The 22,172-nt window shown below is 73.6% G+C and carries 18 protein-coding genes; 8 read left to right on the top strand and 10 right to left on the bottom strand.

Annotated elements, in window-relative coordinates:
• Window positions 1-21 precede the first annotated feature (21 nt).
• From asnB to WA762_RS22980, 7 genes are all read right to left on the bottom strand, one after another.
• Complete coding sequence (gene asnB / locus WA762_RS23010) at window positions 22-1,869, bottom strand: asparagine synthase (glutamine-hydrolyzing) (RefSeq protein WP_335937981.1); 1,848 nt, start codon at window positions 1,867-1,869, stop codon at window positions 22-24.
• Window positions 1,870-2,283: 414 nt separating this feature from the next.
• Entirely contained in the window at window positions 2,284-2,949 is a 666-nt protein-coding gene (locus WA762_RS23005) for a GNAT family N-acetyltransferase (protein ID WP_335937980.1), read from the bottom strand.
• A 97-nt stretch (window positions 2,950-3,046) separates the two neighbouring features.
• Window positions 3,047-3,187, bottom strand: coding sequence for a hypothetical protein (locus WA762_RS23000; protein WP_335938030.1), 141 nt, complete (start codon window positions 3,185-3,187; stop codon window positions 3,047-3,049).
• Between the two features lie 186 nt (window positions 3,188-3,373).
• On the bottom strand, window positions 3,374-4,318 hold the full coding sequence (locus tag WA762_RS22995) for a S66 peptidase family protein (protein WP_335937978.1): 945 nt from the start codon (window positions 4,316-4,318) through the stop codon (window positions 3,374-3,376).
• A complete protein-coding gene (locus WA762_RS22990) occupies window positions 4,315-6,294 on the bottom strand; it encodes an LpqB family beta-propeller domain-containing protein (RefSeq protein WP_335937977.1) in 1,980 nt (659 codons plus the stop codon). The genes WA762_RS22995 and WA762_RS22990 overlap by 4 nt, the downstream gene beginning before the upstream one ends.
• Before the next feature lie 37 nt (window positions 6,295-6,331).
• On the bottom strand, window positions 6,332-7,675 hold the full coding sequence (locus tag WA762_RS22985; protein ID WP_335937975.1) for a M20/M25/M40 family metallo-hydrolase: 1,344 nt from the start codon (window positions 7,673-7,675) through the stop codon (window positions 6,332-6,334).
• Window positions 7,668-8,501, bottom strand: coding sequence for a M55 family metallopeptidase (locus WA762_RS22980; protein WP_335937973.1), 834 nt, complete (start codon window positions 8,499-8,501; stop codon window positions 7,668-7,670). Before WA762_RS22980 ends, WA762_RS22985 begins: the two co-directional genes overlap by 8 nt.
• Window positions 8,502-8,715: 214 nt before the next feature.
• Here WA762_RS22980 and WA762_RS22975 point away from each other — a divergent pair, with 214 nt between their 5' ends.
• Genes WA762_RS22975 through WA762_RS22965 form a run of 3 tightly spaced genes read left to right on the top strand, consistent with a single transcriptional unit; the run spans window position 8,716 to window position 11,079 of the window.
• A complete protein-coding gene (locus tag WA762_RS22975) occupies window positions 8,716-9,660 on the top strand; it encodes an ABC transporter ATP-binding protein (RefSeq protein WP_335937972.1) in 945 nt (314 codons plus the stop codon).
• A complete protein-coding gene (locus WA762_RS22970; protein WP_335937971.1) occupies window positions 9,657-10,634 on the top strand; it encodes an ABC transporter permease in 978 nt (325 codons plus the stop codon). Before WA762_RS22975 ends, WA762_RS22970 begins: the two co-directional genes overlap by 4 nt.
• Before the next feature lie 40 nt (window positions 10,635-10,674).
• Window positions 10,675-11,079 (top strand): GntR family transcriptional regulator, encoded by a 405-nt coding sequence (locus WA762_RS22965; protein WP_335937970.1) that lies wholly within the window; start codon window positions 10,675-10,677, stop codon window positions 11,077-11,079.
• 73 nt (window positions 11,080-11,152) lie between these two features.
• On the opposite strand, the gene WA762_RS22960 is transcribed toward WA762_RS22965, so the two are convergent.
• Complete coding sequence (locus WA762_RS22960; RefSeq protein WP_335937969.1) at window positions 11,153-13,708, bottom strand: MFS transporter; 2,556 nt, start codon at window positions 13,706-13,708, stop codon at window positions 11,153-11,155.
• A 197-nt stretch (window positions 13,709-13,905) separates the two neighbouring features.
• Entirely contained in the window at window positions 13,906-14,349 is a 444-nt protein-coding gene (locus WA762_RS22955; protein WP_335937968.1) for an SRPBCC family protein, read from the bottom strand.
• A 237-nt stretch (window positions 14,350-14,586) separates the two neighbouring features.
• Between WA762_RS22955 and WA762_RS22950 the strand changes: the two genes are divergently transcribed.
• Both WA762_RS22950 and WA762_RS22945 read left to right on the top strand, forming a co-directional pair.
• Entirely contained in the window at window positions 14,587-15,654 is a 1,068-nt protein-coding gene (locus tag WA762_RS22950) for an Rv2578c family radical SAM protein (protein ID WP_335937967.1), read from the top strand.
• A 165-nt stretch (window positions 15,655-15,819) separates the two neighbouring features.
• Entirely contained in the window at window positions 15,820-17,415 is a 1,596-nt protein-coding gene (locus tag WA762_RS22945; RefSeq protein ID WP_335937965.1) for an alpha/beta hydrolase, read from the top strand.
• Between the two features lie 171 nt (window positions 17,416-17,586).
• Here WA762_RS22945 and WA762_RS22940 read toward each other — a convergent pair whose 3' ends face one another.
• Complete coding sequence (locus WA762_RS22940) at window positions 17,587-18,168, bottom strand: adenylosuccinate lyase (RefSeq protein WP_335937964.1); 582 nt, start codon at window positions 18,166-18,168, stop codon at window positions 17,587-17,589.
• A 353-nt stretch (window positions 18,169-18,521) separates the two neighbouring features.
• On the opposite strand from WA762_RS22940, the gene WA762_RS22935 reads away from it, so the two are divergent.
• From WA762_RS22935 to WA762_RS22925, 3 genes are all read left to right on the top strand, one after another.
• Window positions 18,522-20,303, top strand: coding sequence for a 3-hydroxyacyl-CoA dehydrogenase family protein (locus WA762_RS22935; RefSeq protein ID WP_335937963.1), 1,782 nt, complete (start codon window positions 18,522-18,524; stop codon window positions 20,301-20,303).
• Window positions 20,304-20,441: 138 nt separating this feature from the next.
• On the top strand, window positions 20,442-21,257 hold the full coding sequence (locus WA762_RS22930; protein ID WP_335937962.1) for a TetR family transcriptional regulator: 816 nt from the start codon (window positions 20,442-20,444) through the stop codon (window positions 21,255-21,257).
• Window positions 21,258-21,370: 113 nt separating this feature from the next.
• Window positions 21,371-22,165: a GNAT family N-acetyltransferase gene (locus tag WA762_RS22925; RefSeq protein WP_335937961.1), complete on the top strand. Its 795-nt coding sequence runs from the start codon at window positions 21,371-21,373 to the stop codon at window positions 22,163-22,165.
• Window positions 22,166-22,172 lie beyond the last annotated feature (7 nt).

The following is a 22,172-nucleotide window of genomic DNA, read 5'->3' as shown; positions in this document are numbered from 1 at the left end:
CGCCCCGCCGCCGGGAGGGGATCAGCCGAGGATCACCTCGGGCTCGTACATGTCCAGCCAGACCGCGAGGTCCAGGGTGCGTTCCAGGCCCCGCCGGGAGGCCGAGGTGATCTGGGGCGCCTCGGACTCGACGGCCTTCAGCAGCCGGTCGCGGTCGATGAGCTCGAAGACCCGGTGGTCCGGGCGCGCGAGCAGGGCGCGGGCGTGCTCCTGGAGCGCGACGGCGTACTTCGGGTCCTGGGTCGACGGGTAGGGGGTCTTGGTCCGCTCGTACACGGACCGGGGCAGCACGTCCGCGACGGCCTCGCGCAGCAGGCTCTTCTCCCTGCCGTCGAAGGACTTCAGGGCCCAGGGAGTGTTGTAGACGTACTCGACGAGCCGGTGGTCGCAGAACGGCACCCGGACCTCCAGGCCGACCGCCATGCTGGCCCGGTCCTTGCGGTCGAGCAGGACGCGCACGAACCGGGTCAGGTGCAGGTAGCAGATCCGGCGCATGCGGTACTCGAAGTCGCTCTCGCCGTCGAGGCGTTCGACGCCGGCGACGGCGGAGTCGTAGCCGCCCCGGATGTACGACCTGAGATCGAGGGCCCGGGCGACGTCCTCGCGGAGCATGCGCGAGTCCTCGCCGAAGTGCTCGTCGAAGCGGACCAGCCAGGGGAAGGTGTCGGCGCGGCGGGCCTCCTCGTCGAAGAACTGGAGGTAGCCGCCGAAGACCTCGTCGGCCGACTCGCCGGACAGGGCGACGGTCGAGTGCTCGCGGATGGCCCGGAAGAGCAGGTAGAGCGAGGTGTCCATGTCACCGAGGCCCATGGGGATGTCCCGGGCGCGGATCATCCGGGCGCGCACCTCGGGGTCGGCCAGGATGTCCGGGTCGAGGACGATGTCGCGGTGGACGGTGCCCGAGCCGCGGGCCACGTCGTGCACGAACGGGGTATCGGGGGTGGTGCGCAGCTCGTCGGCGACGAAGTTCTCGGTCCGTCCGACGAAGTCCACGGCGAAGGTGCGGACCTTCTCTCCGCTCTCCGCGAGCCGCCGGGCGGCGAGCGCGGTGACCGCCGACGAGTCGAGGCCGCCGGAGAGCAGGACGCAACGGGGCACGTCGGAGACCAGCTGGCGGCGCACGATGTCGTCGAGCAGCGACCGCACGGTGGCGACGGTGGTGTCCCGGTCGTCGGTGTGCCGCCGGGTCTCCAGCCGCCAGTAGACGCGTCGGCGCGGTCCGTCGCGGTCCACGGTGACGACGGTGCCGGGCTCCACCTCGTACATGCCGTCCCACACCGCGTGGCCGGGGGTCTTGACGAGGCTGAACAGCTCCCGGAGCCCGTCGAGGGTCACCCGGGGCCTGGCCAGCGGATTGGCGAGGATGGCCTTGGGCTCCGAGCCGAAGAGCACTCCGTCGGACGTCGGCCAGTAGTAGAACGGCTTGACGCCCATCCGGTCGCGGATCATGACGAGCTCGTCGTGGCGGCTGTCCCAGACGGCGAAGGCGTACATGCCGTTGAGCCGCTCGGCCACGGACTCGCCCCACTCCAGGTAGCCGTGCAGCACGACCTCGGTGTCCGAGTCGGTGACGAACCGGTGGCCGCGGCCGGCCAGCTCGGTGCGCAGCTCGGTGTAGTTGTACGCCTCGCCGGAGTAGACGAGGACCACGTCCCCCTCGGGCGTGGCGACGGACATCGGCTGGCGTCCGCCCGGCAGGTCGATGATCGCGAGCCTGCGGTGCCCGAGCCCGGCGTGCGGGGCGATCCAGGTGCCGCGGTCGTCGGGACCCCGGCAGGCCATGGTCTCCGTCATCGCGTCCAGCGTCGCGACCTCGTCGGCCGCCCGGAGATCACGGTCGAAGGAGACCCATCCGGTGATGCCACACATACGCGTCCTCCCGATTCGGCCCCTGCCGGGAAGACGGTCGTTCGCACGGTTTCGCCCCGGTGGGACGGCGTGGCGCGGGCGAGGGCCCGGCGGAACCAGTTGTATTGGGCAGCTATATGACGAGGCTCTGCCTGAGCTCGCGTACGGTCAACACGGGCATCGCGTCGACGGCGGCCATCCCCTCATGCTTTCGGCCGCCATTTTCCCCTTCCTATACGCGGACCGGTGCCCCGTGCCCGTTGGAGACGGCCACGCGGGTCATGGAGACGCTTCGATCCGGCCATGGGCAAAGACTTCTTCAACCCGGAACGAGTCCGGCGTGGACCCGGTGCGAACCCGGCGCGCGGGCGGTCCGAAGCCGGGCGTCTCCGGGCCGGTTCGACCGGGCGTCGCGCACGGGCGGCGGCGCCCCGGTCAGCCGGCCGCCCCTCCCCGCGTTCCGGCCCCCGGCGTTCCGGGGCCGGGCATTCCGGGGCCGGGCATTCCGGGCCTCGGCATCTCGGCGGTGATCGCCCAGCGCTCGTGGTCGCGCCAGGCCCCGTCGATGAAGAGGAAGTCCGGCGAGAACCCCTCAAGGCGGAATCCGGCCCGCCGGACGAGGGCCAGCGACCCCTCGTTGCCGGGCTGGACATTGGCTTCGAGACGGTGCAGTCCGAGCGGGCCGAAGGCGTGGCGCAGGACCAGTTCCAGCCCCTCGGTCATCAGGCCGCGCCCCGCCGCGTGGGCGAAGACGCCGTAGCCGAGGGCGCCGCAGCGGAATCCGCCGTGGACGATGTTGTTGACGTTGATGAATCCGGCGATCCCGCCGTCGGCCGCCGCCTCGCCGCCCCCGTCGCGGCCGCCGGGACCACCGTGCCCGCTCGGTCCGTGCTCGCAGACCAGGAATCCGGCCTTCGTGGGGTCCTCGATCAGCCGGCCCGCGTAGGCGGCGTACCCGGCGACGTCGACGGGCGGGAAGAGCCAGGGCCGGTGCAGGTCGCGGCTCTCCCTCGCACGGGCGGTGAACTCCTCGGCGTCCGCCCGGCCGTAGGAGCGGATCGCCGCGCGGCGCCCGCGGGCCAGGTAGTCGGTCTCAGGCATCCGGCCAGAGTACGGGACAGCCGTGCGAACGACGGCCCATGACCGGATGGAAGGAAGACGGACGGACCGGCGGACGAGAGTACGGCCTGGGCGGCGCCTACCGCTCCCCAGTCCCGGCCCCGGCCCCGGCCCCGGCCACTGGGAGTTCCAGGACGCCGGTGTCCTCGGGGGCGCCGACCACCGCGACCGGTTTGATGCTCCGGTTGCCCAGGCGGGCGCTGTCGCCGGCGGCGCTCACGGACTCCGTCCGGCGCCCCGCAGCGCGCGGGACCGCGCGACCGCGTCCGGCCGCGCGGAACGACGAAGGGCCGCACCGGCATCCGCTGCGAAGCGGTCCGGTGCGGCCCCGGGTACGGGCCTGCACCGCCCCGGCCCGGTACGGCCTGTGCCACCGCGCCCGGCCCGGCCGGGCTGCGGGGGGGCGTCAGACCAGGGCGGGCACCTCGACCGTGAGCGTGGCGGGGCCGCCGTCGGCGGGCGCCTCCAGCACGGCGGGCACCCCGAGCGGAATCGTCAGCGCCGTCGGCCCGTGCCCGAAGCCGAGCTCCTCGACGACGGGCACCCCCAACCCGCCGAGCCGGTCGGCGAGCACCGTGCGCACCCGCTCGTACGGGCCGCAGTCGGCCCAGGAGCCGCAGGCCACCCCGGCGAGCCCGGCGAGCGCCCCGGACCGCAGCAGATGGGTGAGGACGCGGTCGACGCTGTACGGGTCCTCGGTGGTGTCCTCGATCACCAGCAGCCCGCCCCGGGCGGACGAACGGGCGTGCGGGGTCCCGATGCCGGCCGCGAGCAGGCTCACGCAGCCGCCGAAGGTGACGCCGCGCGCCGTGCCGGGCACCAGCGCCCGGGCTCCGGGCAGTCCGAGGGTCCGCACCGTCTCCGGCTCGAACAGGGTGGCCCGCAGGGACTCCTGGGTGTCCGGGTCCTTCAGGAAGGTCTCGGTGCCCACCATCGGGCCGTGCAGGGTGGCGAGCCCCACGCGCTGGGCGAACGCCTCGTGGAGCACGGTGATGTCGCTGTAGCCGACGAACACCTTGGGCCCGGCGGCGCGCATCGCCGCCCAGTCCACGAGGTCGACCATGCGGTGCGCGCCGTAGCCGCCGCGGGCGCAGATCACCGCGTCGACCGCCGGATCGCACCACGCCTCCTCCAGGTCCCGGGCCCGGTCCTCGTCGGAGCCGGCCAGGTACTCCAGCTCCGGATGGACGGCGCGCGCATGGGGCGCCTCGACCGGTTCGAGGCCCCAGCGGCGCAGGATGTCGAGCCCGGCGTCCAGGCGGTCGGCGGGCACCGGGCCGCTCGGTGACACCACGGCGATCCGGGCGCCGGGCCGCAGCCGGGCGGGGCGGGTCAGGGGTACGAGGGTCACGGCTTCAGCTCCAGTTCCGGCACGTCGGGACAGTCGAAGCCGAACGTCTGTGCATAGAGGGAGAGTTCGGCCTCCAGGGCGCGGATCATGGTGTCGGCGCGGCGGAAGCCGTGTCCCTCCCCCTCGAAGGCGAGATAGGCGTGCGGCACGCCGCGTCCCTCGATCGCGGCCAGGAAGCGCTCGCACTGGACCGGCGGGCAGATGGGGTCGGCGAGCCCCTGGAGCAGCAGGAACGGGGTGCTCAGCCGGTTGGTGTGGCTGACCGGCGACCGTTCGCGGTAGCGCTCGGGGACCTCGGCGAGCGGGCCGACCAGCGACTCCAGATAGCGGGACTCGAAGTCGTGGGTCTCGTCCGTGCCCCAGCCGGTCAGATCGAGGATGGGGTAGATGATCGTGCCGCAGGCGTAGACGTCGGTGCTGGTCAGCGAGGCGGCGCTGGTCCAGCCGCCGGCGCTGCCGCCGCGGATGGCGAGGCGCCGGCCGTCGGCCGTGCCCTCGGCGGCCAGGGCCCGGGCGACGGCCGCGCAGTCCTCGACGTCGACGACGCCCCACTGTTCGCGCAGACGGTTGCGGTACTCCCTGCCGTAGCCGGTGGAGCCGCCGTAGTTGACCTCGGCGACGCCGATGCCGCGCGAGGTGAAGTAGGCGACCTCCAGGTCGAGTACGAGCGGGGCGTGTCCGGTCGGGCCGCCGTGCGCCCAGACGACGTAGGGCGGCAGTTCGCCGTCGGGCCCGGTTCGCTCGGGGTTGCGGGGCGGGTAGACCTGGGCGTGGATCTCCCGGCCGTCGGGTCCGGTGAAGGTGCGGGCCTCGGGGCGCGGGTAGTAGGCGGGGTCGACGGCGTCCTCGTGGGGGGAGCCGATGACCCGGGTGCGGCCGGTCGCGGTGTCCAGCTCGACGACCTCGTAGGCGCTGTACGGGCTCGCGGCGATGCCGATGATGCGGCTGCCGTGCACGGCCAGCGTCTCGGCCCAGGCGGTCCAGGGCCCGGCGACGTCGGTGAGTTCGCCGGTCCGCGGGTCGAGGATGCCGAGTGTCGTGGTCCCCCTGCCGTGGAGGGTGGCGACGAGACCGTTGTCCAGCGGCCGGAACCAGCTGCGGCCGATCGACCAGAGCGGCCCGGCGAACTCCTCCTCCCGGGCGCACAGCGGGACGGCGCCCCGCTGCGGGTCGGCGCGGTACAGGTTCCACCATCCGCTGAGGTCACCGGCGAACAGGAGCGATCCGTCGGCGAGCCACTCGATCTGCGGGATCGACTCCTCGGGGCCTCCCGCGCAGGTCCGGGTGGTGTGGAACGCGCCGTCCTCGGTGACGTCGGCGAGCTTCAGCTCCGTGCCGTCCCACGGCATGCGCGGGTGGTCCCAGGCGATCCAGGCGGCCCGCCGCCCGTCCGGCGAGAGCTTCGCCCCGGTGACGAACCGGTGGCTGTCGTCGGTGAGTTCGCGGACGGCCGAGCGGTCGACGGCGGCCGAGCCATCCAGGGGCACGGCGGCGATCACACGGCGCAGATCGGTGGGCGACTCGCCGGTGAACTCCTCCAGCACGCACCACACTTCGCCCCGGTCGAGGTGGACGGTCGGGTCGACCCAGCGCAGTCCGCCGCCGACGGCGGAGACCGGGGTGAGCGGCCGGGGGCCGCCGGGCTCGTCGGGAGCGTACGCGTACAGCCGCTGGTCGGCGAAGTCGACGAAGACGACGAGCGGGCCGCCCTCGGCGCGGGCGGCTCCGGCCCAGGGCTGGCCGCCGTACTCGAGGACCCGGCTCCGTACGTTCCACGGGGCGGGCAGCACGCTCCGGGTCGTTCCGTCCGCGCGGTGGCGGACCAGGGTGCGGCGGCCCGCCTCGGCGGGGCGCGGCTCCGTCCACCACACCTCGTCGCCGACGGCGCCGACGTGGTCCGGACGGCCGTCGCGGGAAGCGGCGAGGGCGGCGTCGATCGGTGACGGCCATGTTCCGTGAGCCCCTGTGGGCAGCATGTTCACATCCCCCTGTAGCGGGTCGGGCGGTGATGGGTCAGGCGGTGCGCAGATAGTGGTCGAGGACGCGGACGCCGAAGTGCAGCGCCTCGACCGGGACGCGTTCGTCGACGCCGTGGAAGAGCGCCTGGTAGTCGAAGCCGGCGGGCAGCTTCAGCGGCGAGAATCCGTAGCCGGTGATGCCGAGCCGGGAGAACTGCTTGGCGTCGGTGCCGCCCGACATGCAGTACGGCACGGTGTGGCCGTCCGGGTCGAAGCGCTCGATGGCGGCGCGGAGTTTCGCGAAGGTCGGGGAGTCGACCGGCGCCTGCAACGGCACCTCGCGGTGGTGGAACTCCCACTCGACGTCGGGCCCGGTCAGCCGGTCCATCGTCGTGCGGAACTCGTCCTCGCCGCCGGGCAGCATCCGGCCGTCGATGTAGGCCACGGCCTGGCCGGGGATCACGTTGACCTTGTAACCGGCCTCCAGCATCGTCGGGTTGGAGCTGTTGCGGACGGTCGGCGCCACCAGGGCGGCGGCCGGTCCGAGCTTGCCGAGCAGTTCGTCGACGTCGAAGCCGGGGGCGTCGAGGTCGGGGTGGATGCCGTGCAGCGCGGCGATCTCGGTGAGCGCGGCGCGCACGGTCGGGGTGAGGCGGACGGGCCAGGTGTGCTCGCCGATGCGGGCGACGGCCGCGGCCAGCGCGGTGACCGCGTTGGACCGGTTGACCTTGGAGCCGTGCCCGGCGCGGCCGTGCGCGGTGAGCTTCAGCCAGGCGGTGCCGCGCTCCCCGGCGGCGATCGGGTAGAGCGCCAGATCGGGGGTGGCGTGGAAGGTGAAGGCGCCGGATTCGCTGATGCCCTCGGTGCAGCCCTCGAAGAGCGCGGCGTGGCGGTCCGCGAGGAAGCCGGAGCCGTCGTCGGCGCTGGCCTCCTCGTCGGCGGTGTACGCGATCACGATGTCGCGGCGGGGCCGGACCCCGGTCCGGGCCCAGGCGCGGACGACGGCCAGGACCATCGCGTCCATGTTCTTCATGTCGATGGCGCCGCGTCCCCAGACGACGCCGTCGCGGATCTCGCCGGAGAAGGGGTGCACGCTCCAGTCGGCGGCCTCGGCGGGGACCACGTCGAGGTGGCCGTGGACGAGGAGCGCGTCGGCGGAGGGGTCGGCGCCCTCGATCCGGGCCACCACGTTGGTGCGCCCCGGGGTGCGTTCCAGCAGGGCGGGTTCCAGTCCGGCGGCCGCCAGCCGCTCCGCGACGTACTCGGCGGCCGGGCGCTCGCGGCAGTCGCCGCCGCCGCGGTTGGTGGTGTCGATCCGGATCAGTTCGGAGGTGAACGTCACCACCTCGTCGAGCGCCCGCTGGTCCACGGCCTGCCCGGGTCCGTCCTGCTCAGCCATACTGTTCCTCCACGGCGGACGACACGACCGTGGTCACCGCCTTGAACGTGCGAATGCCTTCGTACATGGTGCCGCTGGTGTAGGCGACGCGGCGTTCGCCGCTGGGCGCCACGCCGGGGACGACGGTGGCCGCGCCCGCCAGGTGCTCGGCGTCGAACTCCATCTCGACGGTGAACGGGCCGGCCTCCGCCGGCGCGTGCCGCACGGCCAGCGCGGTCGCCTCCCGGGCGGCGGCGCGGATGTCCGCGGCGGTGCGGGCCGGGGTACGGCAGACCGCCGCGTACCGCGACACGTAGTCCTTCACCGCGACCTTGCGCGCCCGGGGCGCGTAGTCCTCCGCGTCCGCGCAGGTCAGATCGTCGCCGGTGACGAGGATGACGGGAACCCCGTACTCCGCCGCCACGTGCGCGTTGAGCAGCCCCTCGCTCGCCCTGGCGCCGTTGAGCCAGACGCCGGTGAGGGAGTTCGCGAGATAGGTGTGGGCGAGGACGCCCTCCGTACCGGCGCCGGTGTGGTAGCCGACGAAGGCGATGGCGTCGACGTCGCCGTGCTGGACGCCTTCCACCATGGAGAGGGACTTGTGCCGGCCGGTGAGCATCTGGACACGGTCGTCGAGCCGCTCCAGCAGGAGGTTGCGCATCGACCAGTGGGCCTCGTTGACGAGCACCTCGTCGGCGCCCCCGTCGAAGAACCCGAGGGCCGCCGCGTTCACGTCCGAGGTGAACATGGCCCGGCACCGCTCCCACTGGGGACTGCCGGGCAGCACATCGGCCGGCCAGGTCACACCGGTGGCGCCCTCCATGTCCGCGCTGATCAAGATCTTCATGCGGGCTCACGCTACGCGTCGCGGAACCGCCGGACCAGAGGCACATCAACGTTCAGAGGTCCAGTCCTCCGAAGAGTCCCCCGACCTTCGCTCCGCGCGCCCCGCATTCCTGGCATATCTCGCGGGTCGCCGCGCGGCTCCGGACCCGCCTTGACACCCTTCCCCCGCCAAGATCATGATTCCATTAATTGACTAGTTGAATTGAGGGAAGTGCATGGCAGACGCATTCACTTCGGACGACCCGTCCGGCGGGTGGGCGCTGGAGGCTCGCGGCCTGGGGCGGCGCTACCACCGCGGCTGGGCGCTGCGGGACTGCTCGTTCCGGCTGCCGGCCGGGCGCATCTGCGGTCTCGTCGGCCCCAACGGGGCTGGCAAGAGCACCCTGATGGGGATCGCCACCCGGCAGGTGCAGCCGACGGCGGGCGAACTGCGCGTCTTCGGCGTGCCGGCGGACGATCCGGCGGTGATGCCGAGGCTGGCGTTCCTGGGCCAGGACAAGCCGCTGTTCAAGGGGTTCACCGTGGCCGAGACGCTGCGCATGGGCGCCGAGCTCAACCCGGCCTGGGACATGGCCGTGGCCGAGCGGATCGTGCGGTCGGGTCAGGTCCCGATGGAGGCCCGGGTCGGCACCCTCTCCGGCGGCCAGCGCACCCGCGTGGCGTTCGCGCTCGCCTTCGGCAAGCGGCCCGACCTGCTGCTGCTCGACGAGCCGATGGCCGATCTGGACCCGCTGGCCCGCCACGACATGAGCAGCCTGCTGATGTCCGAGGCCGCGGAACGCGGCACGACCGTGCTGATGTCCTCGCACCTGGTCTCCGAACTGGAGGACATGTGCGACTACCTGCTGGTCCTCGCCGGGGGCAGGATCCGGATGGCCGGCGACGCGGACGCACTCGTTCCGGCACACGCGCTGGTGACGGGGCTCGCCGTCGACGGCGACCCGGCCGCCGCGCTGGCGCCCCACACGGTCATCGAACACCGCGTGCAGGGACGGCAGTTCCAGGCGCTGGTGCGGCCGAACGGCCCGCTGCCGGCCGACTGGGTCGTCGCCGAACCCAGCCTGGAGGAAGTGCTGCTGGCACATCTCCGCTCGCCGGACGCGCCCCCGCTGTTCACGCCCAGCGCCCGTTTCGAGGCCGAAGGAACCCACCGCTCATGAGCGCCACCCTGACCGACGACTCCCGGACCGCACGCTCGTCCGGCCGCCGCCTGCTGACCGGACTCAACTGGCTCGTCGTGCGCCAGCACCGGGCCGCGCTGGGCTCCCTGGCCGCGGTGTGCGTCCTCGGCGGCGCCTGGATCGTCTACCAGCACGGCCGGATGGCCCGGACCCTCGACGCGGCCGGCTGGCCGGACGGGAACGCGGCGCAGCCGATGTTCGCCTCGGACGGCGTCAGCCTCACCCTCACCGTCCTGGGCACACTGCCCGTGATCCTCGCCGTCTTCCTCGGGGCCCCGCTGATCGCGGCGGACCAGGAGCACGGCACGGCACGGCTGGTCACCACCCAGTCCCTCTCCCGGGGCCGCTGGGTCACGGCCAAGCTCGCCTGGTGCTACGGGGCCGTGCTCGTCACGGGTGCGCTGCTGTCGGCGCTCTTCACCTGGTGGTGGAAGCCCTACCGCTCGGTGTTCCCCAGCCAGTGGTCGGAGGGAACGATCTTCGACAACACCGGCCCGGTGCTGCCCGCCCTGTGCCTCTTCCTGACCGCTGTCGGGGTCACCGTCGGCCTGCTGCTGCGCCGGGTCCTGCCGGCCATGGCGGTCACCTTCGTCCTCTCCTTCTTCCTCGAACTGGTCTGGGACCGGCTGCGCTCCTCGCTGGCGCCCTCCCGCATGCTCACCTACCCGCTCGACGCCGACCTGCCCGCGCGACTCAACGAGTCGTACGAGCTGGACCGCTGGGTCGGCTCCGCCGACGGCCGTCTCTACGGCTGGGGGCTGTGCGCCGAGGAGACCGAGGCCGCCTCGAACGCCTGCGTGAAGGAGCACGGCATCGTCAACAATGTGATGGAGTACCTCGGTTTCGACCAGATGCCGGCGATGCAGTGGACGGGGGCGGGCATCCTGCTCGCGGCCGCCCTCGCGCTCACGGCGTTCACGGTGTGGCGGGTGTCCCGGAGTCCTCTCCGATGACACGCGCGCCGGTACGTATCGTTGCGGCAGTGCGAAGGGGGTGAGGACGGTGGTCGTGTTCCGCATCGACCGGCGCAGCGGGGTCGCCACGTACCTGCAGATCGTGCGGCAGGTCGAACAGGCGCTGCGGATGGGCGCGCTGGAAGCGGGTGACCGGCTGCCGACGGCCGCGCAGGTCGCGGCGGACACCAAGGTCAATCCGAACACGACGCTCAAGGCGTACCGCGAGCTGGAGCGCGCGGGTCTCGCCGAGGTGAGGCAGGGGGCGGGAACCTTCATCACCCGCACCCTCGCCCCGCCCCAGGAGGGTCCCGACTCCCCGCTGCGGACCTCGCTGGCCGCGTGGCTCGACGAGGCGCGGTCCCAGGGGCTCAGCGGCCAGGAGGTCACCGCCCTCTTCCGGACGGCGTACGCGGCGGTGTTTCCCGCCGAGGGCGACGCCTGACCGGGCGGAACGGCCCCGGCGAACGGCCTGCAGGGGACGGCCGCCGCCGGGGAGGCCCCCGACAAAGGGGCCGTCAGTCCTCGTGCCCCAGCTGGAGGTCGCGTTCGGTGCGCCCGCCGCCCGCGACCTGCAGGACGGTGGCGACCGGCGGGTACCCGGCGGCGATCACCGTGTACTCCCCGGTGGACAGGTCCACGAAGCGGAACGCCCCGTCCGGCCCGGTGGTGAGCGTGTCGACGACGTTGCCCGCCGCGTCCAGCAGGGTGACCCGGGCGTCCTCGACGGGCCGGCCGCCGCTCGCCCGGACGACACCGCGCAGCACCGCGCCGCCGGCGAGTTCGATGTCCTGCCGGGTCTCCCGGGCGGCCTGCACGCTCACCGGCAGCGCGGCGGGCCGGAAGGCGGGGGCGCTGGCGGCGAGGGTGTACTCGCCGGCCACCAGTTCCTTGATCACATAGCCGCCCTCGCGTCCGCTGCGGGTGGAGGCGACGACCTCGCCGCGCACATCGGTGAGGGTGACGGCGGCGTCGCGCACCGGGAGGCCGTCGGCGGTGACGACGGTCCCGGCGAGCCGCCCCGCCCCGCCGAGCACCACGTCGAGTTCGACCGGCCGCTCCCCCACGGTGACGCCGACCGCCTGCGGCTGGTGGCCGCCGGCCGCCGCGATCAGGACGTAGCTTCCGGCGCCGGGCACGCTCAGCTCGTACCGCCCGTCGGCGCCGCTCGCGCCCCGTCCGACCTGGCGGCCCTGGACGTCGATGAGGGTGAGGGCCGCGCGCGGGACCTTCGTGCCGTCCGGGTGCTGGACGCCGCCGCGCACCGGCACGCCCGGGAGGCGGACGGCCGGGGACGGGCCGGGGTCCGCGGCGCGGGCGGCGGGGACCGGGGCGGTCCCGGCGGCCGGTTCGGCGGCGGTTTCGGGGCTGTTGTGGGACACCAGCGGTTTCTCCTTGAGGAATAAGGCGAGGATCAGGCCGAGCGCGAGCACCGGCACGAGGTAGAGGAAGATCCGGGGCATCGCCTCGGCGTACGCCCGGATGTAGCCGTCGCGCAGCGCGGGCGGCATGGCGTGCACCAGCTGCGGGGTGATCGACTGGGGATCGGGCAGCGCGGCGCCGGACGGCAGTCGGACGGCCAGCTCGTCCGCGAGGCGTCCCGCGAAGAGCGTGCCGAAGACGGCGGCGCCGACGCTGCCGCCGATCTGCCGGAAGTAGTTGTTGGCGCTGGTGGCGGTGCCGAGGTCGGCGGGGCGTACGGAGTTCTGCACGGCGAGCACCAGCACCGGCATGACGAACCCGATCCCGATGCCCAGCACGGCCTGCGCGACGCCGTGTCCGAACGGCCCGGTGCCGGCGTCGATCCGGGAGAGCAGCCACATCCCCACGACCGAGAAGGCCCCGCCGAGGATCGGATAGAGGCGGTAGCGACCGGTACGGGAGATCAGCTGCCCGGAGACGACGGAGGCCACGACGACACCGCCCGTCATGGGGAGCATCAACAGCCCGGACTCGGTCGCCGTGGCGCCGTCGACCATCTGCAGAAAGGTCGGCAGGTAGCTGGCGGCCCCGAACAGCGCGACCCCGACGACCGCTCCGGCCAGCGCGGTGACGTTGAAGACCGGGTCGCGGAACAGCCGCAACGGGATGACCGGTTCGGCCGCCCGGTGCTCGACGACCAGGAACAGCAGGGCCGTTCCGACGGCCCCGGCGCCGAGTCCGAGGATCACGCCGGACCCCCAGGCGTACTCCGTGCCGCCCCAGCTGGTCAGCAGCACCAGGCAGGTGGAGAACGCGGCGAGCAGCAGCGCCCCCGGGATGTCGAGCCGGGGCCGCACGGCGGGCCGGGGCAGCTTCAGCACGACGGTGATCACGGCCAGGGTGACCAGGCCGAACGGGACGTTGACGTAGAAACACCAGCGCCAGGAGGCGTGGTCGGTGAAGAAGCCGCCGAGCAGAGGGCCGGCGACCGAGGCGAGACCGAAGGCGGCGCCGATGAGCCCCATGAACCTGCCGCGCTCCCGGGGCGGCACGACGTCCGCGATGATGGCCTGGACGCCGATCATGAGCCCGCCGCCGCCGATGCCCTGGACGGCGCGGAAGGCGATCAGCTCGTCCATGCTGCGGGACCAGCCGGCCAGCGCGGAGCCGACGACGAAGACGACGATGGCGAACTGGAAGACGCTCTTGCGGCCGAAGAGGTCGCCGAGCTTCCCGTAGATCGGCAGCCCGATGGTGGAGGCGAGCAGATACGCCGTGACGGCCCAGGACATCTTCTCCAGGCCGTGCAGCTCCCCGACGATCTTCGGCAGCGCGGTGGCGACGATCATCTGGTCGAGCGCCGCGAGCAGCAGCGTCAGCATCAGCCCGATGAAGATCAGCCGGATGCGGCGGGGGCTGGTCCCGTACGAGCCGGACGGGTCGGTGGGAACACCGGCCGGGTCGGTGGGAACACCGGCCCGCTCCGCCCCCGCCGGATCCGGCGTCGCTCCCGCCGGCGGCCCCTCCCCGGCCGGCCCCGGCGCGCCTCCCGCCGTTCCGGAGACCGGGGGCGGGGGCGGCGCGGCCGCCACCGCTCCGGCGGTCTCCGCACCGCCCTGGTCGTCCCCCAGCAGACTCGTCCCGCCCACCACGTCCCGCTCCCCTCGTCGCGTCCGCGCCGACCTTTTGTCGCACCGCGCGACGAGGGAGGGCAAACAGCGGCGAGGGGGCGTGGACGGCGCACGAGGGGCGTCATCCCCGGTGAGAGGTGGTGAGGGGTACTACGGCGCACCACCGACGGGACGGTAAAACCACTCGAACCGGTGAGGCGGACCGTACTGCCCGAGGGCTACTTTTCGACCTCGGTGGCGAGATTGCTCAGCAGTTCGTCGTAGATCCGCGCGAGGCCCTTGGGAGCGAAGGTCCGCTCGAAGAAGCCGCCGATCCCGCCGGCCCCGTTCCAGACGGTGGTCACGACGGCCTTCGACCGACCCTCGCCGGCCGGGGTGACGGTCCAGGTGGTGACCATCGAGGAGTTGCGGTCCTTCTCCACGAGCTGCCCGTCGGTGGGCTCGGTGACCTCCAGCAGGCAGTCGCGCACCCGCTTGCTGGTGGCCTGGAGCTTCCAGTGGACGAGGGTGCCCTCGCCGTCGCCGCCCTCGCGCACCTCGTACTCGCTGAACTGCCCGGGCAGCACCTTGCCCCGGGTCCGCTCGTAGTCGGCCAGCGCGTCGAACACCGTCTCCGCGTCCGCCGCGATGACTCGCTCCGTGGTGGCCTCGACCTGCGCCATGGCTGTTCCTCCAGCACTCGGTTTACGGGGGTGGGCCGAGCCAATCACCTTCGGCGCGCCGCTCAAAATCGTGGCCGGACCAGGTGTGGTTCCCGGCCGGGACCCGGCCGGAACCCGTTCGGTCCACGGCTGGACGCGGCCGGTCTCGGCCCGCGCGCACTCCCGGACGAAGGGGAGAAAACGATCAAGGGAACAAATGTTCTATTCTCTCGGCCAGTACTACCGAGGGAGGCGTCCATGCGCTGGAACCATCTGGCCGAGCAGCCGGCCGCGGCCGGGAACAGCGCGCTCTTCGCCGCGGACGCGGTGACCACGCGCACCTTCGACACCCCTGAATTCCGGGGCGTCACCTTCCACGAGATCCGGGCCCGCTCGATCGTGAACCGGGTGCCCGGCGCCTCGCGCATGCCGTTCGAATGGACGGTGAACCCGTACCGGGGCTGCACGCACGCGTGCGTGTACTGCTTCGCCCGCCGGACCCACGGCTATCTGGACCTGGACACCGGCATCGGGTTCGACACGCAGATCGTCGTCAAGGTCAACGCCCCCGAGCTGCTGCGCGGACATCTCGCGTCCGGCCGCTGGCACGGCGCGCACATCGCCATGGGGACCAACGTCGACTGCTACCAGCGGGCGGAGGGCCGCTACCGGCTGATGCCCGGGATCCTGGCCGCCCTGCGCGACCACGCGAACCCGTTCTCGATCCTGACCAAGGGAACGCTGATCCTGCGCGACCTGGACCTGCTGCGACAGGCGTCCGAGGTCACCGACGTCGGCGTCTCCGTGTCGGTCGGTTTCATGGACGAGGGGCTGTGGCGCACCGTGGAGCCCGGCACCCCCTCCCCCGCCCGGCGGCTGGACGTGGTGCGCGCCCTGAGCGAGCGCGGCATCGGCTGCGGGGTGCTCATGGCGCCGGTGATCCCGTTCCTCGGCGACCATCCGGACCAGCTGCGGGCCACCGTCCGGGCGATCGCCGCCGCCGGGGCGACGTCGGTGACCCCGCTCGTGCTCCATCTGCGCCCCGGCGCGCGGGAGTGGTACATGCGGTGGCTCGGGCAGCACCACCCGCATCTGGTGCGCCGGTACGAGCGGCTGTACGCCGAGGGCCCCTATGCCCCCAAGTGGTACCAGCGGCGCATCACCCGTCATGTCCACGAGCTGGCGGCCGAGTTCGGCATCGGGCCCTCGCACCGGGGCACGGCCCGCGGACTGCCGGTGCGCCGGAAGGACTCCGCGCATCCCGGCGCCCCCGGCGTCCCCGATGCCTCCGACGCCTCCGAGCCGACCCAGCTGACCCTCCTCTGACGGCGCCGCGCCGGGCGACGACCCCGAAACGGCGATACCAGACACACCGCCACAGGGCAAACGGGTCAACTCTCGTCACACCATGTCCTTCCGGGCGTGAATACGGGGAGCATGCGGCGGGGACTGCGTCCCGCGCATCCGTGTTCCCCCACCTCGGGAGGCCATATGACGAAACGTCCGGGAATTCTCTTCGCCGTGGGCGCGACGGTCGCCGGTCTGGTGACCGCCGCCCCGCCCCCGGCGACCGCCGACGCCGGGCCCCGGCCCGCCACCGCCCCGCTCCGCTGGACCGCCTGCGGCACCGACGCGTATCCGCGACTGGAGTGCGCCTCGGTCAGCACGCCGCTGGACCATGACGACCCGTCGGGCCGGCGCATCACCCTGGCCCTGTCCCGGATCCCGCACACCGCGAAGACCTTCCAGGGCCCCCTGCTCGTCAATCCGGGCGGCCCCGGCGGCAGCGGCCTGTCGATGGCCGGCTTCGTCGCCGCGTCGCTGCCGAAGGCGGTCGCCGCGCAGTACGACGTGATCGGCTTCGATCCGCGCGGCGTCGGGAAGAGCCGGCCGGCCCTGGACTGCGTGCCCGGGTTCTTCGCGCCGACGCGCCCCGACTCGGTGCCCGGCGCGCCCGGCGTCGAGCGGGCCAACCGGGACCGCGCCCGCTCCTTCGCCGAGGCGTGCGGGGAGAAGTACCCGGATCTGCTGCCCCACATGGACACGGTCGGCGCCGCCAGGGACCTCGACGTGATCCGCCGGGCCGTCGGCGCGTCCCGGCTCAACTACTTCGGCTACTCGTACGGGACGTACCTGGGCGCGGTGTACGCCAAGCTGTTCCCGGAGCGGGTGCGGCGCATGGTGCTCGACTCGAACGTCGACCCCGAGGGCGTGTGGTACGAGGACAACATCGGGCAGAACTACGCCTTCGACGCCCGCCACAAGGCGTTCGCCGCGTGGGTGGCGAAGCACGACAGCGCCTACGGGCTGGGCGACGACCCGGCACGGGTGGAGCGCGCCTGGTACGCGATGCGCGCCGCGGTCGCGCGGCGCCCCGCCGGCGGGAAGGTCGGGGCGAGCGAGCTGGAGGACGCCTTCCTGCCCGGCGGCTACTACAACGGCTACTGGCCGCGCCTGGCCGAGGCGTTCGCCGCCTACACGCACGACCACGACGAGAAGGCGCTCGTGAAGGCTTACCAGAGGTTCGGCGCGGTCGACGCGGAGGGCGACAACGGCTACTCGGTCTACACGGCCGTGCAGTGCCGCGACACCTCCTGGCCCCGCCGGTGGAACACCTGGCGCAACGACAGCCTGCGGGTGGGCGCCAAGGCGCCGTTCTTCACCTGGAATAACACCTGGTACAACGCGCCGTGCGCCGACTGGCCGGTGGAGCCGCTGAATCCGGTACGGGTGTCCAACCGGAGCCTGCCGCCGGTGCTGCTCTTCCAGGCCACCGAGGACGCGGCGACCCCCTACCAGGGCGGGGTCACCATGCACCGCATGCTGCGCGGTTCCAGCCTGGTCGTCGAGCAGGGCGGCGGCAACCACGGCATCACCCTGAGCGACAACGACTGCCTGGACACCTATCTCGCCGACTACCTGGCCAAGGGCGCCGTCCCGCGCGGCCGGGGCGGCCGGCCCGGGGTGGACGCGGTCTGCGCCAAGTCCCCCGACCCGACGCCGGTGACCGGGCTCGCGGCGAAGGCGGCCTCCGCGGCCGGGACCAGGGGCGGCGTCCTGCACCGCCTGCTCGGCTTCCGGGGCTGACGCGCCCACGACCCGACGGACTCCCGGCCCGCGGACTCCGGACCTGCGGACTCCCGGCTCGCGGCACGCGCCCGCCCCCGGCGGCCCCGTGCCGCGAGCCCGCGCGGCCCGGCCCGGCACAGCGCGCCGGGCCGGGGCGGACGGCCACGACCGGCGGCGCGCGCCGCGCGTTCAGTCCGCGCGCAGCCGGCCCAGCGCCTCCCGGGCGGCGGCGCCGAGCCTCGGGTGCGCCCGCGCCGCCTCCAGGAGCGGGCGGGCCCGTTCGTCGGCCAGCTGCCCCAGTCCCTCCACGCAGGCCAGCGCCACCCGCCAGTGCGGGTCGCCGGGGGCCAGCAGGCGCTCCAGGGCGGTCATCAGCGCCGGCACGGACTCCGGCGCCCGGAGCTCGGTGAGCAGCCGCACCGGGTGGAGGGCGTAGGCGGTGCGCAGGGCGTTGGTCGCCAGGGCCGCGGCCGCCCGGGGCGTGCGGGGGTCGCCCAGGCGCGCCAGGGCGTGGGCGGCGCAGACGCAGCGTTCCGGGTCGCGGTGGTTGAGCAGCAGGACCAGTGTCTCGAACGCCCGTCGGTCTCCGGCGCAGCCCAGCCGGAACGCCGCGATCTCCCGCGCCCAGAGCGGGCGTTCGGGCTCCACCAGGACGCGGGCCAGTTCCTCGTCGTCGTCCGTGGCCAGCAGTCGCCGAAACGCCGCCGACTCCCCCGCCGCGTCCGCCTCGTCCGCCGACCGGTCCGTCAGCGACCGGTATTCCTCGTCCATGACCGTCAGCGTATCGGCGGGGACTCTCCGTATCGAGGGGTCGGGCGCATGTGACGTGACGCACGACGGGAGGGGTCTGGCGCGCTCGTTACCCACGAGTTAATCTCAGATGAGCGGGACACGATCCCGTCGGCTCCGGTGGCCTGGTGACGCAGCCACCCGGAGTGCTCGTCGGTTCGGCGGTTTCCAGACGCGACTCCGGGACAGAGTCCGTCGCCTCCCGGTCCGGGCGCGCCCTTCGCCTCGGCCCGGACACCACGACACGCAATTCCCGCACGCCGTGCGCCGGTTCGGTTCCTCCCCTGCGCTCCCGTGCCCTCTCTCAGTCGTCACTCACCCCCTGGAGTCCCGTGATGGACATCCCGCTCAACACCATCGCCGTCGTCGGCCTCGGCACCATGGGCACCGGAATCGCCGAGGTCCTGACCCGCGCCGGCCATCAGGTCATCGGCATCGACATCGACGCGGCGGCCGCCCGCCGGGCCGTCGCCGCGCTGGAGGACGCGACCGGGCGCGCGGTGCGGCGCGGCCGGATCACGGAGCAGGAACGGGGCGCGATCCTCGCCCGGTTCCGCACACACGACGACCTGCGGGCCGCCGCCGGCGCGGAGCTGGTCGTCGAGGTCGTGCCGGAGTCGTACGAGATCAAGCAGGAGGTGTTCCGGGAGCTGGACGCGATCGTCTCCCCGACCGCGATCCTCGCCACCGGGACCAACGCGCTGTCGGTGACGCGGCTGGCCGCCGAGTCGCTGCGCCCCGAGCGCGTGCTCGGGCTGCACTTCTTCAACCCGGCCCCGGCGATGAGGCTGGTCGAGGTGGTCTCCTCGGTGCTGACCGCGCCCCCGGCCGTCGAGGCGGTCACCGCGCTCGCCCGCAGCCTGGGCAAGGAGCCGGTCGCGGTCGGCGACCGGCCGGGTTTCGTCGCCGACGGGCTGTTGTTCGGCTACCTCAACCAGGCCGCGGCGATGTACGAGGCGAACTACGCCTCCCGCGAGGACATCGACGCGGCGATGCGGCTGGGCTGCGGCCTGCCGATGGGCCCGCTGGCCCTGCTCGACCTGATCGGGATCGACACCGCGCGCACCGTGCTGGAGGCCATGTACGCCTCCTCGCACGACCGGCTGCACGCCCCGGCCCCCGTGCTGAGGCAGCTCGGCGAGGCGGGGCTGACCGGCCGCAAGGCGGGGCGCGGCTTCTACACGTACGCGGGTCCCGGCAGCCGGACGGCGGTGCCGGACGCGCTGACCCCCGGGGAGGGCGGGGCGGCGGTCGCCGGGCGGCCGGTGCGGTCGGTGGGCGTCGCGGGCTCGGGGACGATGGCCTCGGGCATCGCGGAGGTCTTCGCGAAGGCCGGCCACGACGTGGTGCTCGTCGCCCGGGGCGAGGCGAAGGCCGAGGCGGCGAAGGCCCGCGTCGCCGCTTCCCTGGAGCGTTCCGTGTCCCGGGGGCGGCTGACCGCCGGGGCGCGGGACGCTGCGCTGGCCCGGATCGCGCCGGCGGGCTCGCCGGACGCCCTGGCCGAGGCCGATCTCGTGGTCGAGGCGGTCGCCGAGGACCTCGCGGTCAAGCAGGAGCTGTTCCGGACGCTGGACAAGGTCTGCCGGCCGGGCGCGGTGCTCGCCACCACCACCTCCTCGCTGCCCGTCGTGGCGATCGCGCGGGCCACCGCGCGCCCGCAGGACGTCGTCGGCATGCACTTCTTCAACCCGGCGCCCGCGATGAAGCTGGTCGAGGTGGTCCGCACGGTGCTGACCGCGGACGACGTCCGCGCCACCGTCCGCGAGGTGTGCGGCGCGATCGGCAAGCACCCGGTGGACTGCGGGGACCGGGCCGGGTTCATCGTGAACGCGCTGCTGTTCCCGTACCTCAACAACGCGATCAAGATGGTCGAGGAGCACTACGCCAGCCTCGACGACATCGACGCCGCGATGAAGCTGGGCGGCGGCTACCCGATGGGCCCGTTCGAGCTCCTCGACGTCGTCGGGCTCGATGTGTCGCTCGCCATCGAGAAGGTGCTGCACAACGAGTTCCGCGACCCGGGGCTGGCCCCGGCGCCGCTGCTCGAACACCTGGTGGCCGCGGGCTGTCTCGGCCGCAAGTCGGGGCGCGGCTTCCGCGAACACGCCCGGCGCTGAGCGGACCCGGCCATGCGCGGCGCCGCGAAGCCCGGCGGGCCCGCCGGGCCGGACGCCGGGTGGGGCGGACTGCTCGATCCTCCGGGCGGTCCGCCCCCGCGGGCGCGCCCACCCGCGTCGATGCAGTACGTTCACACCATGTCCCAGCCCGTCAGGTCCCCCCGCGTCTCCGCCGCACCCGATCCGCAGGAGAGCGCCGCCGGCACCCGCGCCGCCGCCCAACGGCTCAAGATGCGCCGCGAGCTGGCCGCCGCGGCGATGGAACTCTTCGCGACGAAGGGATACGAGGCCACGACGGTCGACGAGATCGCCGGGGCCGCGGGAGTCGCCCGGCGCACCTTCTTCCGGCACTTCCGCTCCAAGGAGGAGGCGATCTTCCCGGACCATGACGACACCCTCGTCAGGGCCGAGGCCGTCCTCAACGCCGCCCCCGCGCACGAGCACCCGCTCGACACCGTCTGCCGCGGCATCAAGGAGGTCATGAAGATGTACGCGGCGAAGCCCGCGGTCTCCGTGGCCCGTTACAAGCTGACCCGGGAGGTGCCGACCCTGCGCGAGGCCGAGATCGCCTCGGTGGCCCGGTACGAGCGGCTGTTCACGCGCTATCTGCTGGGCCATTTCGACGAGCGCGACCACGAGGTGGGCAGCGACGACCCGCTGCTCGCCGAGGTCGCGGCGTCCGCCGTGGTCACCGCGCACAACCATGTGCTGCGGCGCTGGCTGCGGGCGGGCGGCGAGGGCGACGTGGAGGCCCAGCTCGACCACGCGTTCGCGATCGTCCGCGAGACGTTCGGCACCGGCATCGGGGCGGGCCGGATCGCTGGCGGCGAGCCGGCCGGGCAGCCCGCCGCCTCGGTGTCCGCCGAGGGCGAGGTGCTGGTCGCGGTGGCGCGGACCGACGCGCCGCTCGACGAGGTGATGCGCACGATCCAGCAGGCGCTCCAGGACCGCTGAGGGCGCGGCGGAGGGGACCGGGACCCAGGCCGTCGCCCGCCGGGGCCGGGCCCCGCTCCTCCGCCCCGCCGAATTGGGTTGCCGCGCCCGTCTCCCGGTGCTGTGGTGTGCGGATGAACCTTGATCGTGATGCACTTCTGACCCTTTTCGACCGCGAGATGCGCGAGCACGCCCGCCCCGACGGCCCCGGTGTCCGCGTAGAGCGCACCGATGACGTCGTACGGATGACCGACCCGGCCGAGGGCTGGGGCACCGTCGTCTGGTCGGCTCCGGACCTCGACGCCGGACGGGCGGACGCCGCGATCGCCGCGCAGGCGGCGCACTGCGCGGCGGTCGGGCTCGACGAGTTCGAGTGGAAGCTGTACGCGCACGACCGGCCGGCGGACCTGGCGGAGCGGCTGCTCGCGGCGGGTTTCGAGGCGGAGGAGCCGGAGACCCTGATGGTCGCCCCGGTCGCGGACCTCCCGACGGCGGCGGAGCTCCCGGAGGGCGTCCGGCTGCATCCCGTGCGCGACGCGGACGACGTGGAGCTGATGGTCCGCGCCCATGACCGGGCGTTCGGCACGGACGGGACGCGGCTGCGGCATCAGGTGCTGACCAGGCTGGCCGAGGACCCCGGCCACCTCGTCGCCGTCGTCGCCATGGCGGGCGACGAGCCGGTGAGCGCGGCCCGGATGGAGCTGTACCCGGGGACCCGCTTCGCGGGGCTGTGGGGCGGCGGCACGGCCCCGGAGTGGCGCGGCAGGGGCGTCTACCGGGCGCTGGTCGCCCACCGCGCCCGGATCGCGGCGGAGCGCGGTTACGACTACCTCCAGGTCGACGCCTCGGCGCTGAGCCGCCCGATCCTCCAGCGCCTCGGATTCGTGGCCCTGAGCACCACGACTCCGTACCTGTACCGCGCTCGCTGATCGCAGC

Origin of the sequence: Streptomyces tyrfis (assembly GCF_037034285.1) — a bacterium.
Classification (GTDB): domain Bacteria; phylum Actinomycetota; class Actinomycetes; order Streptomycetales; family Streptomycetaceae; genus Streptomyces.
The sequence above is the reverse complement of the archived record's forward strand: the minus strand, read 5'-3'. Positions and strand labels throughout refer to the sequence as shown.

Excerpts from the sequence above, each read along its gene's own strand:
- asnB (WP_335937981.1), bottom strand. The coding sequence starts at position 1,869 with ATGTGTGGCATCACCGGATGGGTCTCCTTCGACCGTGATCTCCGGGCG.
- WA762_RS22980 (WP_335937973.1), bottom strand. The coding sequence starts at position 8,501 with ATGAAGATCTTGATCAGCGCGGACATGGAGGGCGCCACCGGTGTGACC.
- WA762_RS22985 (WP_335937975.1), bottom strand. The coding sequence starts at position 7,675 with ATGGCTGAGCAGGACGGACCCGGGCAGGCCGTGGACCAGCGGGCGCTC.
- WA762_RS22950 (WP_335937967.1), top strand. The coding sequence starts at position 14,587 with ATGCGCTGGAACCATCTGGCCGAGCAGCCGGCCGCGGCCGGGAACAGC.
- WA762_RS22940 (WP_335937964.1), bottom strand. The coding sequence starts at position 18,168 with ATGGACGAGGAATACCGGTCGCTGACGGACCGGTCGGCGGACGAGGCG.
- WA762_RS22990 (WP_335937977.1), bottom strand. The coding sequence starts at position 6,294 with ATGCTGCCCACAGGGGCTCACGGAACATGGCCGTCACCGATCGACGCC.
- WA762_RS22955 (WP_335937968.1), bottom strand. The coding sequence starts at position 14,349 with ATGGCGCAGGTCGAGGCCACCACGGAGCGAGTCATCGCGGCGGACGCG.
- WA762_RS22935 (WP_335937963.1), top strand. The coding sequence starts at position 18,522 with ATGGACATCCCGCTCAACACCATCGCCGTCGTCGGCCTCGGCACCATG.
- WA762_RS22925 (WP_335937961.1), top strand. The coding sequence starts at position 21,371 with ATGAACCTTGATCGTGATGCACTTCTGACCCTTTTCGACCGCGAGATG.
- WA762_RS22970 (WP_335937971.1), top strand. The coding sequence starts at position 9,657 with ATGAGCGCCACCCTGACCGACGACTCCCGGACCGCACGCTCGTCCGGC.
- WA762_RS22945 (WP_335937965.1), top strand. The coding sequence starts at position 15,820 with ATGACGAAACGTCCGGGAATTCTCTTCGCCGTGGGCGCGACGGTCGCC.
- WA762_RS22975 (WP_335937972.1), top strand. The coding sequence starts at position 8,716 with ATGGCAGACGCATTCACTTCGGACGACCCGTCCGGCGGGTGGGCGCTG.
- WA762_RS22930 (WP_335937962.1), top strand. The coding sequence starts at position 20,442 with ATGTCCCAGCCCGTCAGGTCCCCCCGCGTCTCCGCCGCACCCGATCCG.
- WA762_RS23005 (WP_335937980.1), bottom strand. The coding sequence starts at position 2,949 with ATGCCTGAGACCGACTACCTGGCCCGCGGGCGCCGCGCGGCGATCCGC.